Raw genomic sequence first — 13,395 nt, 5'->3', positions numbered from 1 at the left:
TATTTATTTGTGATGACTTTCCCGCCTCCCGGGGGTAAAAAATGCAACTTTTACCCTTTTTATCTTCCCGTTTCGCTCAACTTAGTATAAAAAAGCAGGCTATTTCGTCTATCCCGTTTAAGACTTGCATACCCAGGAGCTCCACCTTGAACATTTCCAGGATTTCCCGTCTGGCGTTAGCGCTCGCCTTTGGCGTGACCTTATCCGCATGCAGTTCAACACCACCGGATCAGCTGCCTTCTGAGCAGGTAGCACCGGGCACCGCGTCCCGCCCGATTTTGTCCGCTGATGAAGCGAAGAACTTCGACCGTGCCCACTACTTCTCAGCGATGGATCCTAACGCTGCGCCGTGGACACCGTCTTCTATTAACCTGCCGAAACAGCCTGACTTCGTGGTTGGCCCGGCTGGCGCCCAGGGCGTAACGCACACGTCCATTCAGGCAGCGGTTGACGCGGCCATTACCAAACACAGCGCCTCTCGCCAGTACATCGCGATCCTGCCGGGTGAATACGAAGGCACCGTGTATGTTCCGGCCGCACCAGGCAGCATCACCCTTTACGGTCTGGGCGAAAAAGCAATCGACGTGAAAATTGGCCTGGCGATTGATTCCGAAATCGACAGCACCACCTGGCGTCGCCTGGTGAACCCGGCCGGTAAATATATGCCAGGTAAACCGGCGTGGTACATGTTTGATAACTGCCAGAGCAAGCGTTCCGCTACCGTTGGCCTGATGTGCTCGGCGGTATTCTGGTCCCAAAATAATGGCCTGCAGCTGCAAAACCTGACCATTCAAAATACCCTCGGCGACAGCGTCGATGCCGGTACCCACCAGGCCGTCGCGCTGCGTAGTGATGGCGATAAGGTGCAGATTAACAACGTCAACATTCTGGGTCGTCAGAATACCTTCTTCGTGACCAACAGCGATGTTAAGAACACGCTGCAGAACAACCGCCTGACCCGTACGCTGGTAACCAACAGCTACGTTGAAGGTGACGTGGATCTGGTGTCCGGTCGCGGCGCGGTGGTATTTGAAAACACCGATTTCCGCGTGGTGAACTCGCGCACTCAGCAGGAAGGTTACGTGTTTGCGCCAGCAACACAGTCTAACCTGTTCTACGGCTTCCTGGCCGTTAACAGCCGCTTTAACGCTGCCGGTGACGGCGTGGCACAGCTGGGTCGCTCCCTGGATGTGGACTCTGCCACTAACGGTCAGGTCGTGATCCGCGACAGCGTGATCAACGAAGGCTTTAACATGGCGAAGCCGTGGGCTGATGCCGCGATCTCCAAACGTCCGTTCTCCGGCAATACCGGTGCGGTGGATGATAAAGGGAACGTCCAGCGCAATCTGAATGACGCGAACTTCAACCGCATGTGGGAATACAACAACCGCGGTCTGGGTAGCAAGGTGGTTGCAGAGCCGAAGCAGTAAGCTGTTTTGCCGGGTGGCGGCTTCGCCTTACCCGGCCTACAGAGATAAAAAAAACCTCGCATTCGCGAGGTTTTTTGTTTCAGGCCACCTAGTGAGCGTTGACCAGGACCCACATCGGTCCCTGGCCTACGGCGTAGCGTCCTTTTTCTTCCAGCAGACCCTGTACGCCTTTGATTTCATACAGCGCGATATGGTGGGATTTCTGCCCTGCCGCAATCAGGTATTTACCGCTGTGATCGATATTAAAGCCACGCGGCTGAGTTTCCGTTGGCTGGAAACCTTCAATGGCCAGCACGCTGCCATCTTCGGAGACGCTGAAGACGGTAATCAGGCTGGAGGTACGGTCGCAGGCATACAGATGACGGCCGTCAGGCGTAATGTGGATATCCGCCGCCCAGCGGGTGTCAGAGAAGTCAGACGGCATCATATCCAGCGTCTGCACGCATTCGATCTGACCGTTTGGATCTTTCAGCTCCCACACGTCTACCGAACTGTTCAGTTCGTTTACCACATAGGCATACTGCTGGTTCGGGTGGAAGACCATATGGCGTGGGCCTGCGCCCTCAACGGTAGTCACTTCAGCCGGGTTTTGCGCCACCAGGTGACCATCGTCGCTCAGGGTAAACAGGCAGATGCGATCCTGCTTCAGTGCAGGCACCCACAGCGTGCGGTTGTCCGGAGAGATATTCGCCGAGTGACACCCTTCCAGTCCTTCCACCACGTCGACTGTGTCGACCGGAATGCCGTCGTCAAGGCGGGTCACGCTGACGCAGCCCGCATTGTAAGAGCCGCTAAAGATGAAACGCCCTTTACGATCGGTCGAGATGTGGGTCGGGCTGCCCGGCAGCGGCGCTTCGGCAGTGTAGGTCAGCGCGCCGTCGTCCGGCGAGATGCGGTAGGCCAGCACCCGGAACTCAGGACGTACGCCAACATAGAGAAAACGTTTATCCGGGCTGACGACCATTGGCTGTACTTGCCCCGGAACATCAACAACCTGAACCAGCGTGAGCGAACCTTCTGCATTCAAACGCCAGACGTGGATCTGCTGACTTTCAGGACTGGCGGTATAAACGGTTTGTTTCATGAATACTCCTTTCCTCACTGCGCGTGAAAGTGATTATTTTTAACGGTGAATGCTGAATTTTAGCCAGGAATTTTGCAGCGATTTACTCTCGGTGTAACATCGCCTGAGACCTAAAATTCAACATTAACCCGGAAGAACAAATGACCTCGCGTGTGATTGCCCTGGATTTAGACGGAACATTACTGACCCCTCAGAAAACCCTGCTCCCCTCCTCCCTTGAAGCGCTTAAACGAGCCCAGGAAGCCGGGTATCAACTCCTTATCGTAACGGGTCGACATCACGTTGCCATTCATCCTTTTTATCAGGCACTGGCGTTAGATACACCTGCAATTTGTTGTAATGGCACTTATTTGTATGATTATCAGGCAAAAAAGGTTTTAGCTTCCGACCCGCTACCGGTTCCTCAGGCGCTGCAACTGATTGATCTGCTGGATGAGCATGCCATTCATGGCCTGATGTATGTGGACAACGCGATGCTGTACGAGCGCCCTACAGGCCATGTGGTGCGCACCAGTAACTGGGCACTTTCGCTGCCAGAAGCGCAGCGTCCGGTCTTTACCCAGGTGTCCTCCCTGCGCCAGGCCGCTCAGGAAGTTGACGCTATCTGGAAATTCGCCCTGACGGATGAAGACACCACCAAACTGAATACCTTCGCGAAACAGGTTGAACAGACCCTGGGTCTGGAATGTGAATGGTCCTGGCACGATCAGGTAGATATTGCCCGCAAAGGCAACAGCAAGGGCAAGCGCCTGACGCAGTACGTGGAATCTCAGGGAGGGTCGATGCGTGACGTGATTGCCTTTGGCGATAACTATAACGACATCAGTATGCTGGAGGCTGCCGGTACCGGCGTGGCGATGGGCAACGCCGATGACGCGGTGAAAGCGCGCGCTAACGTGGTGATTGGCGATAACACCACCGATAGCATCGCGCAGTACATTTATACCCACCTGCTGTAATCAGGCAGTGATCGAGACGCTCTTGATTTGCGCGTAAAGCCACAGGCCGGGCTTGATACCTAACTCGTCCCTGGCCCACGGGCTGATGCGCGCCCAGAGCGTCCTGCTTCCCACCTCAAGCTTCACTTCCACCTGACCGTTATCATCAAAGCACTCCGCCACTTTGGCGCGCAGAATATTACGAATGCTGGTTTGCAGCGGCGGTTGCAGCACCAGCGAGACGTCCGATGCCTGAATGCGAATACGCAGCGCGGACTGTAACGGCTTGTCGACCTTGTTCACCCACAGATGCTGGTCGCCCAGCGCCAGCGCGGTCATCGCATAATGCGGGTGGTGTTCCAGCACGCTCACTTTCAGGATACTGCTCTGCTGCTCCTTTGGAAGCCAGGGATGCATCACGCTGCTTCCCCACACCTCTTCCAGGTTGCCAAAGGCCTTTACGCTGCCCTCTTCCAGTACCAGCACTTTGTCGGCCAGATGGAGGATCTCATCCAGCGAGTGGCTGACGTAGAGCATGGGAATGTTAATCTCGCGGGTCAGGCGCTGCAGGTAGGGCAGCAGTTCACGTTTACGCGGAATATCCAGCGAAGCCAGCGGTTCGTCGAGCAACAGCAGCTCGGGCGCGGTCAGCAAGGCACGGCCAATCGCCACACGCTGTTTTTCTCCACCGGAAAGCGAGGAAGGCAGCCTGTCGAGCAGAGGCTCAATACCTAACAGCGTCACCAGCTTATCAAACTGCCCGGCCATACTTTTGGCCATACCGTAGCGCAGGTTGCCGCGCACGCTGTAGTGCGGGAACAAGCGCGCGTCCTGGAAAACATAGCCGATGCGACGTTTATCCGGCGAGAGGTATATTTTGTTCTCCACGTCATTCAGAACGCGGTCATTCAGAACAATTCGCCCTGACTGCGGGCGTGTCAGGCCGCTAATCGCATTAATCAGAGAGGTTTTTCCCGCACCGGAGACGCCAAAAATGGCGGTGATGCCGCTTGCAGGCAGCGTCTCGTTAAGCGTCAGCGTGTGGTTCCCCAGCGTCTGGGTGAAATTCAGTTCCAGCATCCTTATTTCCCCATCCGTTCGCGACTCAGCCGCGCCAGCCATTCAGACACCAGCAGCGAAGCCAGGGCCAGGACGATTGAAATGATGCACAGTCGCGCCGCCGCGCCTTCTCCGCCGGGTGTTTGAATCAGGGTGTACATGGCTGACGGAATCGTTCGCGTCTCGCCGGGAATGTTCGATACAAACGTGATGGTCGCGCCGAACTCGCCCAGCGAACGGGCAAACGCCAGTACCGTGCCAACTATAATCCCCGGCAGCGTAAGCGGGAGCGTGATGGTGAAAAAGACGCGCCAGCGCCCGGCACCCAGCGTGCGGGCCGCCTGTTCGAGCTTCATGTCCACCCCTTCCAGCGCGAGGCGGATCGCCCTCACCATCAACGGAAATGACATCACCGCCACGGCCAGTACCGCACCGCGCCAGCTAAAGGCGAACGTCAGCCCAAACCAGTCGTAGAGCTTCTCGCCGATAAAACCGCGTCGCCCCATCGAAATCAGCAACAGATAGCCGACCACCACGGGGGGTAAAACGAGCGGGAGATGAAGTACGCTGTCGAGCAGCGCTTTGCCGGGAAACCGGCAGCGCACCAGTAACCAGGCAAAGAAGATCCCAAAGGGCAAACTCAGCGCAACCGCCAGGGAAGAGACTTTAAGGCTCAGCAGAACAGCCTGCCATTCAGGATCGGTCAATATCATCAGTGAGTCGTAAATCCATAACGTTTAAAGATTGCGGACGCTTCTGGCCCCTTCAGGTAATCGCGAAAGGCCGTCACGGTCGCGTTTTTATGTCCATCAACAATCGCGACAGGATATTCCACTTTCTTGTGGGAGTCTTCCGGGAACGTTGCAACCACTTTCACACCCTTGCTGGCAACGGCATCAGAGCCATATACAATCCCCAGCGGGGCTTCGTTGCGTTCCACCAGCGCCAGCGCACCGCGTACATCTTCCGCCGGCGCCAGTTTCGGCGACAATGTCTCCCACGCGCCCAGTTTTTGCAGCGCTTCTTTGGCGTAGATCCCCGCCGGAACATGCTCCGGATCGCCCACCGCCAGACGGCCACCGTTAAGCAGGCTCATCCAGTTGGTCTCTTTGTTAATGGTAATATCCGCCTGCGCGCTGGCTTTTGGTGCCACCACAACCAGGCTATTCCCCAGCAGCGTTTCGCGGGTTGCCGGATCAATTGATTTCTTCTCCGCCGCGTAATCCATCCATTTCTGATCGGCTGAAATGAACAGATCCGCCGGTGCCCCCGCTTCTATCTGGCGCGCAAGCGTAGATGAAGAGGCGAAAGAGGAGACAACATCGACGTTTTTCTCTTTTTTATACGCCGCCGCAATATCCTGCAGCGCGTTGGTCAGCGACGCCGCCGCAAAAACCGTAATTTTTCCGTCGTCCGCCAGCGCCTGCCCGGCAAGTGAAAGCGTCAGCGTTGCCCCAGCGAAAAGACGTCCCCATGAACGTGCCATTTGTAGCTCCTGTATATAGCGTTATATAGACGATAATATAACGATATCTTCATAGAGATCCCAGCGCTATATCGTACCGCTCAAGGGGTAAGCTGGACTGATTCTTAATACTATCGGAGAAAATGAGAAAAGCTTGAGAGCAAAACGCCCGGGCTAGCCGGGCGTTTTGAAGGGAATCAATGCTGCTTTTTAGCCTGGTCTTTGTGACCAATGTTCGAAAAGAGGTTGAACACTTCACCCAGGCCGTAGATGGCACCGAGGATGATGGCCATCACTACTGGCACCATGATCACGGCGAATACCAGACTTTTCAACAACTCTAACATGGTTTTCTCCAGATATTGTGAAGGGCTTATTCTACCCTGAAAAGTAAGAAAAACATCCCCTTTTGTGCGGTAGCCTTTGCGCCCCGCACCATTTGGGTCACAATATCCTTTTTGCCAGGACACTGTTATGCAGGCCGAAATTCTTCTTACTCTCCGACTACAGCAAAAGCTTTTTGCCGACCCCAGACGTATAGCCCTGCTTAAACAAATAGAACAAACGGGCTCGATTAGCCAGGGGGCAAAGAATGCCGGGATCAGCTATAAAAGCGCCTGGGATGCCATCAATGAAATGAACACCCTGAGCGAACACCCGCTGGTCGACAGAGCCACGGGCGGTAAGGGCGGTGGCGGCGCCAGGGTGACGCGCTACGGCCAGCGCCTGATTCAGCTTTACGATCTTCTGGGCCAGATCCAGCAAAAAGCGTTTGATGTTCTGAGTGATGACGATAGCGTTCCACTGGACAGTTTGCTGGCCGCCATTTCCCGCTTCTCGTTACAAACCAGCGCCCGCAACCAGTGGTTTGGTACGGTGACGGCGCGCGATAATCTTCAGATACAACAGCATGTTGAGATCCTGCTTGCCGATGGAACAACGCGTCTGAAAGCCGCAATCACCGCGCAGAGTGCAGAGCGCCTTGGCCTGGATGAAGGTAAAGAGGTGCTGGTGTTACTGAAAGCGCCATGGGTCAATATCACGCGTAACCCCGACACGGCACAGGCAGCGGATAACCAGCTATCGGGCGCAATCAGCCATATTGAACGCGGCAAGGCGCAATGCGAAGTGCTTATGACGCTGGCGGACGGACAATCACTCTGCGCGACGGTACCTTGCAGCGAGGCGGACGGCTTAGAAGAAGGTGCTGTCGTCACCGCATATTTCAACGCAGACCGGGTGATTATCGCCACATTGTGCTGAGCGCATTGACAACCGCGCTGACAGTGAGTATCCCTGACATCTGTTGCTGCAAAAAATGGGATAAATCATGGCATTATTGCATATTTCGCAAGGTACGTTTCGTCTTAGCGATACCCGGACGCTGGCGATTGCTGATTTGACAATACGCGCGGGTGAAAGCTGGGCGTTTGTTGGCACTAACGGCAGCGGTAAATCCGCGCTGGCCCGTGCGCTGGCGGGGGAGCTCACCCTCCTCAAAGGGGAATACCAGAGCGACGTTACGCGCCTGACGCGCCTCTCTTTTGAACAACTGCAAAAGCTGGTGAGCGACGAATGGCAGCGCAACAATACCGATTTACTCAGTCCTGGAGAAGAAGATACCGGCCGTACAACGGCGGAAATTATCCAGGATGAGGTGAAAGATCCTGCCCGCTGTCAGCGCCTGGCTGAACAGTTCGGCATTACCGCCCTGCTCAACCGACGCTTCAAATATCTTTCTACCGGCGAAACGCGGAAAACCCTGCTTTGCCAGGCGCTGATGAGCGAGCCTGAGCTGCTGATCCTCGACGAACCGTTCGACGGCCTTGACGTCCAGTCCAGGGCGCAGCTGGCGCATCTGCTGGGCTCGCTTAATCAGCAGGGATATACCCTTGTGCTGGTACTTAACCGCTTTGATGAGATTCCGGATTTTGTCCAGCATGCCGGTGTGCTGGCCGACTGTCATCTGACCGAGACGGGCGAAAAGTCGGCGCTGCTTAAGCAGGCGCTGATTGCCCAGCTCGCGCACAGTGAACAGCTCGACGGCATCACCCTTCCGGAACCCGATGCCCCGTCAGCCCGCCACGCGCTCGATCCTCACCAGCCACGCATCGTGCTGCGTGATGGTATCGTCTCTTATGACGACCGCCCGATCCTTAACCATCTTAGCTGGACGGTGAATCCGGGCGAGCACTGGCAGATTGTCGGCCCGAATGGCGCGGGAAAATCCACGCTGCTGAGCCTCATCACCGGCGACCATCCGCAGGGCTATAGCAACGATCTCACGTTGTTTGGCCGTCGTCGCGGCAGCGGTGAAACCATCTGGGATATTAAAAAACATATCGGCTACGTCAGCAGCAGCCTACATCTGGATTACCGGGTCAGTACCACGGTACGTAACGTGATCCTCTCCGGGTATTTTGACTCCATCGGAATTTATCAGGCGGTGTCGGACAAGCAGCACAAGCTGGCCCAGCAGTGGCTGGATATTCTGGGGATGGATAGCCGGGTGGCTGACGCGCCGTTTCACAGTTTGTCATGGGGGCAGCAGCGCCTGGCATTGATCGTTCGCGCGCTGGTAAAACACCCGACACTGTTAATTCTGGATGAGCCCCTGCAGGGTCTGGATCCGCTAAATCGCCAGCTGATTCGTCGCTTTGTGGATATTCTCATTGCCGAGGGTGAAACCCAACTGCTGTTTGTTTCACACCATGCCGAGGATGCCCCTTCCTGTATCACCCATCGTCTTGAGTTCATTCCGGACGGCGAGCGCTATCGCTACCTTCTCAGCCACATCGACTAACCGTGGAGGGCCCCGCCCTCCTCTTTTCAGATAACTTGCATCATTACAACACTATCTCTTTGATCTAGAATGGTCTGAGTGATTGAAAAAGCGAGTTTGAAAACGAGTGTAAACGATTCCACTATTTTATCCCATGTCACACTTTTAGCGTCTCTGTTATGCTATGGTTATTACATACCATAAGCCTAATGGAGCGAATCATGCGAGTTCTGGTAACAGGTGGTAGCGGTTACATCGGAAGTCATACCTGTGTGCAACTGCTGCAAAATGGTCACGATGTGATCATCCTCGACAACCTGTGCAATAGTAAGCGCAGCGTGCTGCCGGTGATTGAACGTCTTGGCGGGAAACAACCCACTTTCGTGGAAGGCGACATCCGCAACGAAGCGCTGATGACCGAAATCCTTCACGACCACGCCATTGAAGCGGTGATCCACTTCGCAGGTCTGAAAGCCGTCGGTGAATCCGTTGCGAAGCCGCTTGAGTATTACGACAACAACGTCAACGGTACCCTGCGTCTCATCTCCGCCATGCGTGCGGCGAACGTTAAAAACTTTATCTTCAGCTCCTCCGCCACCGTCTATGGCGATCAGCCAAAAATCCCCTACGTTGAAAGTTTCCCGACAGGCACGCCACAAAGCCCGTACGGCAAAAGCAAGCTGATGGTGGAACAGATCCTGACCGATCTGCAAAAAGCGCAGCCGGAATGGAGCATCGCCTTGCTGCGCTACTTCAACCCGGTCGGCGCCCATCCGTCTGGCGATATGGGTGAAGATCCGCAGGGCATCCCGAACAACCTGATGCCGTATATCGCCCAGGTGGCGGTAGGCCGTCGTGAGTCGCTGGCGATTTTTGGTAACGACTACCCAACCCAGGACGGCACCGGCGTGCGCGACTATATCCACGTGATGGATCTGGCCGACGGTCACGTTGCGGCCATGCAACAGCTGGCAGATAAACCGGGCGTGCATATTTACAACCTCGGCGCCGGGGTCGGCAGCAGCGTGCTGGACGTGGTTAACGCCTTCAGCAAAGCCTGCGGTAAGCCAGTGAACTACCACTTCGCACCGCGTCGTGATGGTGACCTGCCCGCTTACTGGGCGGATGCCACTAAAGCCGACAAAGAGCTTAACTGGCGTGTTACCCGCACGCTTGATGAAATGGCACAGGATACCTGGCACTGGCAGTCACGCCACCCGCAAGGCTATCCGGACTAAGGATCCTTCATGACTTCGTTTAATCCCGTCGATCATCCGCATCGTCGTTTTAACCCGTTAAGCGGACAATGGATTTTGGTGTCTCCGCATCGCGCCAAGCGCCCCTGGCAGGGGGCGCAAGAGACGCCTGCGAAACAAACGCTACCGCAGCATGACCCGGATTGCTTCCTGTGTCCGGGCAACACGCGCGTCACCGGAGATAAAAACCCGGACTACAAAGGCACCTTCGTCTTCACCAACGATTTTGCTGCGCTAATGACCGACACGCCGGACGCGCCTGCGAGCCATGACCCGCTGATGCGCTGTGAAAGCGCGCGGGGTACCAGCCGCGTGATCTGCTTCTCGCCCGATCACAGCAAAACGCTGCCGGAGCTGAGCGTTGAGGCACTGAAAGAGGTGATCGGCACCTGGCAGGCGCAAACCGCTGAGCTGGGGCAGACTTACCCATGGGTGCAGGTATTTGAAAACAAAGGTGCGGCGATGGGCTGCTCCAACCCGCATCCGCACGGCCAGATCTGGGCGAACAGCTTCCTGCCTAACGAAGCCGAACGCGAAGACCGCCTGCAAAAAGCCTATTTCGAGGAAAACGGCTCACCCATGCTGGTTGATTACACCCAGCGTGAGCTGGCCGATGGCAGCCGTACCGTGGTGGAAACCGAACACTGGCTCGCCGTCGTACCTTACTGGGCCGCCTGGCCGTTTGAAACGCTGCTGTTGCCGAAAGCGCACATACAGCGCATGACCGATCTCAGCGACGCACAGCGCGACGACCTTGCGCTGGCGCTGAAGAAACTGACCAGCCGTTACGACAACCTGTTCCAGTGCTCTTTCCCGTATTCCATGGGCTGGCACGGCGCACCGTTTAACGGTGAAGAGAACCAACACTGGCAGCTGCATGCCCATTTCTATCCGCCACTGCTTCGCTCTGCGACGGTACGTAAGTTCATGGTGGGCTATGAAATGCTGGCGGAAACCCAGCGTGACCTGACGGCGGAACAGGCAGCCGAACGTCTGCGTGCCGTGAGTGACGTCCACTATCGCGAATCAGGAGTCTAAAAAATGAGTCTGAAAGATAAAACACAATCCCTGTTTGCTGAGAAATTTGGCTACTCTGCCACCCATGTTATTCAGGCGCCTGGCCGCGTCAATCTGATCGGTGAACATACTGACTACAACGACGGTTTTGTGCTGCCGTGTGCCATTGATTACCAGACGGTTATTAGTTGCGCAAAGCGCGACGACCGTAACGTCCGCGTAATAGCGGCGGATTACGGTAACGAAACCGACGAGTTTTCCCTTGATGCCCCCATTGTGACGCACGACAGCCAGCAGTGGTCTAACTATGTGCGCGGCGTGGTGAAGCATCTGCAGAAGCGTAACAAGAACTTTGGCGGTGCGGATTTAGTGATCAGCGGCAACGTGCCACAGGGCGCGGGCTTAAGCTCCTCTGCCTCTCTGGAAGTCGCCGTGGGGACCGTGTTCCAGCAGCTTTATCATCTGCCGCTGGACGGGGCGCAAATCGCCCTTAACGGTCAGGAAGCAGAAAACCAGTTCGTGGGCTGTAACTGCGGCATTATGGACCAGCTGATCTCCGCGCTGGGCAAAAAAGAGCACGCGCTGCTGATCGACTGCCGCTCGCTTGGCACCAAAGCCGTTCCGCTGCCCAAAGGCGCGGCTGTTGTGATTATCAACAGTAATTTTAAGCGCACGCTGGTGGGCAGCGAGTACAACACCCGCCGCGAGCAGTGTGAAACCGGTGCACGCTTCTTCCAGCAGCCCGCCCTGCGCGACGTGACGCTTGATGAATTCAATAAGGTTGCGCATGAGCTGGATCCGGTTGTCGCCAGACGCGTTCGTCACGTGCTGACGGAGAACGCCCGTACCGTTGAAGCCGCGTCCGCGCTGGCGAAAGGCGACCTGAAACGCATGGGAGAACTGATGGCTGAATCGCATGCCTCCATGCGCGATGACTTTGAAATCACCGTCCCGCAAATTGATACCCTGGTTGAGATCGTCAAAGCGACCATCGGCGATAAAGGCGGCGTGCGCATGACCGGCGGCGGCTTCGGGGGCTGCATCGTTGCGCTGGTACCGGAAGAGCTGGTCCCTGCCGTACAGGATGCCGTGACGAAGCAGTACGAAGCAAAGACAGGTATTAAAGAAACCTTCTATGTATGTAAAGCATCACAAGGAGCCGGACAGTGCTAAACGAAACACCTACCCTCGCACCGGATGGTCTGCCGTATCGCCTGTTAACCCTGCGCAACCGCGCGGGGATGGTGGTTACGCTGATGGACTGGGGTGCAACCCTGCTCTCCGCCCGCGTACCGATGCCGGACGGCAGCGTGCGTGAAACGCTGCTCGGCTGTGCATCGCCTGAGCTGTATATTAACCAATCGGCTTTTCTGGGAGCGTCCGTCGGCCGCTATGCCAACCGCATCGCTAAAAGCCGTTTCGAACTCGACGGCGTGGCGTACCCTCTCCTTCCAAGTCAGGGTGAGAACCAGCTTCACGGCGGACCGGAAGGGTTTGATAAACGCCGCTGGAAAATTGTCCGTCAAAATGACAGCGAAGTGCTGTTCTCGCTGGATTCACCTGATGGCGATCAGGGCTTCCCGGGCAACCTTATCGCCTCCGCACGCTTCACGCTGACCGACGACAACCGAATCGCCATCGAATACCGTGCCACGGTCGACAAGCCGTGTCCGGTTAACCTGACTAACCATGCCTACTTTAATCTGGACGGCAACCAGTGCGACGTGCGCAACCACAAGCTGCAAATCCTTGCGGAGGCGTACCTGCCGGTTGACGAAATGGGCATACCGTATAAGGGCCTGAAGCAGGTGAACGACACCAGCTTCGACTTCCGCAATGCGAAAGCTATCGCACAGGATTTCCTGAGTGATGACGATCAGCGCAAGGTGAAAGGCTACGACCACGCTTTCCTGTTGCAGGCCAAAGGCGATCTCAGCCAGCCCGCCGCGCAGGTCTGGTCTGCTGATGAGAAGCTGCAGATGACCGTTTATACCACCGCCCCTGCCCTGCAGTTCTACTCAGGTAACTATCTTGGCGGCACAACGGCACGCGAACACAATGAATACAGCGACTGGCAGGGTCTGGCACTGGAGAGCGAGTTCCTGCCTGACAGCCCGAATCATTCGGAATGGCCGCAGCCAGATTGCGTTCTGCGCCCGGGTGAAGAGTACGTGAGCGTCACCGAGTATCATTTCATTCCGCGCGCTTAACGACAGGCCCTCACATAGAGGGCTTTTTTCTGCTCCCCTTGCTGAAAATAGCGCCGATCGCAGACAAAATCATAACCCTGGATTCACAAGCATCTTACACTCGGAGACTATTTTCGCTATGGTTAGGGTTAAGCGTTGCTGCTGGCCTGGCCAC

The 13,395-nt window shown here is 56.0% G+C and carries 13 protein-coding genes; 8 read left to right on the top strand and 5 right to left on the bottom strand.

Annotated elements, in window-relative coordinates:
• Positions 1-146 precede the first annotated feature (146 nt).
• Entirely contained in the window at positions 147-1,430 is a 1,284-nt protein-coding gene (locus A4308_RS10565; RefSeq protein WP_032637155.1) for a putative acyl-CoA thioester hydrolase, read from the top strand.
• Positions 1,431-1,518: 88 nt separating this feature from the next.
• Here A4308_RS10565 and pgl read toward each other — a convergent pair whose 3' ends face one another.
• The gene (gene pgl / locus A4308_RS10560; protein ID WP_023338174.1) at positions 1,519-2,514 is read right to left on the bottom strand and encodes a 6-phosphogluconolactonase; all 996 of its coding nucleotides are present in this window, start codon (positions 2,512-2,514) and stop codon (positions 1,519-1,521) included.
• A gap of 140 nt (positions 2,515-2,654) precedes the next feature.
• Here pgl and A4308_RS10555 point away from each other — a divergent pair, with 140 nt between their 5' ends.
• Positions 2,655-3,473, top strand: a complete 819-nt coding sequence (locus tag A4308_RS10555) for a pyridoxal phosphatase (protein ID WP_045281109.1) — start codon at positions 2,655-2,657, stop codon at positions 3,471-3,473.
• Here the strand turns inward: A4308_RS10555 and modC are convergent, their stop codons facing one another.
• The 4 genes from modC to A4308_RS10535 all read right to left on the bottom strand — a co-directional run bounded on the left by modC (position 3,474) and on the right by A4308_RS10535 (position 6,323).
• Positions 3,474-4,532: a molybdenum ABC transporter ATP-binding protein ModC gene (modC, locus tag A4308_RS10550; protein WP_032637159.1), complete on the bottom strand. Its 1,059-nt coding sequence runs from the start codon at positions 4,530-4,532 to the stop codon at positions 3,474-3,476.
• Between the two features lie 2 nt (positions 4,533-4,534).
• On the bottom strand, positions 4,535-5,224 hold the full coding sequence (gene modB / locus A4308_RS10545) for a molybdate ABC transporter permease subunit (protein WP_023332437.1): 690 nt from the start codon (positions 5,222-5,224) through the stop codon (positions 4,535-4,537).
• A complete protein-coding gene (modA, locus tag A4308_RS10540) occupies positions 5,224-5,997 on the bottom strand; it encodes a molybdate ABC transporter substrate-binding protein (RefSeq protein WP_049010795.1) in 774 nt (257 codons plus the stop codon). Before modA ends, modB begins: the two co-directional genes overlap by 1 nt.
• 176 nt (positions 5,998-6,173) lie before the next feature.
• Positions 6,174-6,323 carry an AcrZ family multidrug efflux pump-associated protein gene (locus tag A4308_RS10535; RefSeq protein ID WP_014883059.1) on the bottom strand — a complete coding sequence of 50 codons (150 nt, stop codon included), beginning with the start codon at positions 6,321-6,323 and terminating at the stop codon, positions 6,174-6,176.
• Between the two features lie 127 nt (positions 6,324-6,450).
• Between A4308_RS10535 and modE the strand changes: the two genes are divergently transcribed.
• The 6 genes from modE to galM all read left to right on the top strand — a co-directional run bounded on the left by modE (position 6,451) and on the right by galM (position 13,241).
• On the top strand, positions 6,451-7,239 hold the full coding sequence (gene modE / locus A4308_RS10530) for a molybdenum-dependent transcriptional regulator (RefSeq protein ID WP_023332436.1): 789 nt from the start codon (positions 6,451-6,453) through the stop codon (positions 7,237-7,239).
• Between the two features lie 67 nt (positions 7,240-7,306).
• Positions 7,307-8,779, top strand: a complete 1,473-nt coding sequence (modF, locus tag A4308_RS10525; protein ID WP_023332435.1) for a molybdate ABC transporter ATP-binding protein ModF — start codon at positions 7,307-7,309, stop codon at positions 8,777-8,779.
• 200 nt (positions 8,780-8,979) lie between these two features.
• Positions 8,980-9,996 (top strand): UDP-glucose 4-epimerase GalE, encoded by a 1,017-nt coding sequence (gene galE / locus A4308_RS10520; RefSeq protein ID WP_023332434.1) that lies wholly within the window; start codon positions 8,980-8,982, stop codon positions 9,994-9,996.
• Positions 9,997-10,005: 9 nt separating this feature from the next.
• Positions 10,006-11,052 (top strand): galactose-1-phosphate uridylyltransferase, encoded by a 1,047-nt coding sequence (gene galT, locus A4308_RS10515; RefSeq protein WP_023332433.1) that lies wholly within the window; start codon positions 10,006-10,008, stop codon positions 11,050-11,052.
• Between the two features lie 3 nt (positions 11,053-11,055).
• On the top strand, positions 11,056-12,204 hold the full coding sequence (gene galK / locus A4308_RS10510) for a galactokinase (RefSeq protein WP_045281111.1): 1,149 nt from the start codon (positions 11,056-11,058) through the stop codon (positions 12,202-12,204).
• Entirely contained in the window at positions 12,198-13,241 is a 1,044-nt protein-coding gene (gene galM / locus A4308_RS10505; protein WP_045281112.1) for a galactose-1-epimerase, read from the top strand. The genes galK and galM overlap by 7 nt, the downstream gene beginning before the upstream one ends.
• The last annotated feature ends 154 nt before the right edge of the window (positions 13,242-13,395 follow it).

Origin of the sequence: Enterobacter sp. ODB01 (assembly GCF_001623605.1) — a bacterium.
Taxonomy (GTDB): Bacteria; Pseudomonadota; Gammaproteobacteria; order Enterobacterales; family Enterobacteriaceae; genus Enterobacter; species Enterobacter kobei.
This window is presented reverse-complemented; position numbering and strand designations above follow the sequence as displayed.